The organism is Acinetobacter sp. 228 (assembly GCF_048147885.1).
Genome location: NZ_JAYWYV010000495.1, coordinates 1 through 1,119, shown reverse-complemented (window position 1 = coordinate 1,119; position 1,119 = coordinate 1). Strand labels below are relative to the sequence as shown.

Below are 1,119 nucleotides of genomic sequence, written 5' to 3'. Positions count from 1 at the left end.
AATAAATATTAGGCTAATTATACCAAAGCACAAGTTAATGTTCCGTTGGCGCTGTTGTAAACGTGCAATTCGGTTTTGATACTGTTTAATTTCGACATGCAACGAATTTATTTCTGAGCGTTGTTGGTCGATTTTTTCAAGTAATGGAGCAATTTTTTTGCGAGAGGCTAGGGCTTCGGCTTCATCATCTGGTGCGTTGAACCACTGTTTCCAGTCTGCTAGAAGCTTAGGTAAAGTGAGATGCGAAATTAAATCGATAAGTTCTTTTTTAGTCTCTGCATCCCCATCAATTCGCATGTTATTCAGGCTACGTTGATTTGAAAAAACAAAAATTTTGATAAGGTCAACGAGAGTACTATTAATTTCTAAATCAATACGACGGTCATATGAGTGAATATCAAATAGCAATCCTTTTTCCGTAAACTGCACATAGAAATCGAAAAATGGCAAATAGCTATTAATACGGATTGTTATTTTATTGGCGATAAACTTTTTCGCTTGCAAGCGAAGAACACCATCGTGGGTGAGAATAAATGAGAAAAAAGTTTCTAAAATAATTAGAACAATATTCAGCAACAGACGTGGATGTTTTTGTCTTTGTTGCGTTTCACTCATAAAAGTTTATCCTTAAATATTAGAGATTAATTGAGAGAATGAGACATCCTATCTCAAACTTAACACAATGTCCTGTTAAATATATTTACATGACATGATTGTTTTGTAGAACAGTTTCATAAATGTATCAAGTCTTGACTTTGTTATTATAAGAATATTTTGTGGTTAAATAACACTTCGTCTCTCTCATCCGATCAGGAGCTTAGATCAATGGATAATGCAAACATAGAAACACAAGCAGAAGAGCAAGGAGAAAAAAATAAATCAAAATCAAAAAGTTCTAGAAAATCTGCATTAGATTTTAGAAAGTATACGAAACAAATCTGGTTGGCAGGTTTGGGTGCTTTTTCTCGTGCCGAAGAAGAAGGGAATAAACTATTTGACTCATTAGTCAAAGTAGGAGAAGAGTTAGAATCCAAAACAGGTGATTTAGCAGATACAACTGTTGGTAAAGTAACCGAAAAAGCAAAAGAGTCAGTTTCTGATACAAAAGATAAGGTCGAG

The 1,119-nt window shown here is 34.0% G+C and carries 2 protein-coding genes; one reads left to right on the top strand and one right to left on the bottom strand.

Going from position 1 to position 1,119, the window contains the following annotated elements; all coding sequences use genetic code 11:
• A partial coding sequence (locus tag VXQ92_RS20165; RefSeq protein WP_057690691.1) for a hypothetical protein occupies positions 1 to 615 on the bottom strand: 615 nt, incomplete at its 3' end.
• Between the two features lie 210 nt (positions 616 to 825).
• On the opposite strand from VXQ92_RS20165, the gene VXQ92_RS20160 reads away from it, so the two are divergent.
• A partial coding sequence (locus VXQ92_RS20160; protein WP_416682983.1) for a phasin family protein occupies positions 826 to 1,119 on the top strand: 294 nt, incomplete at its 3' end.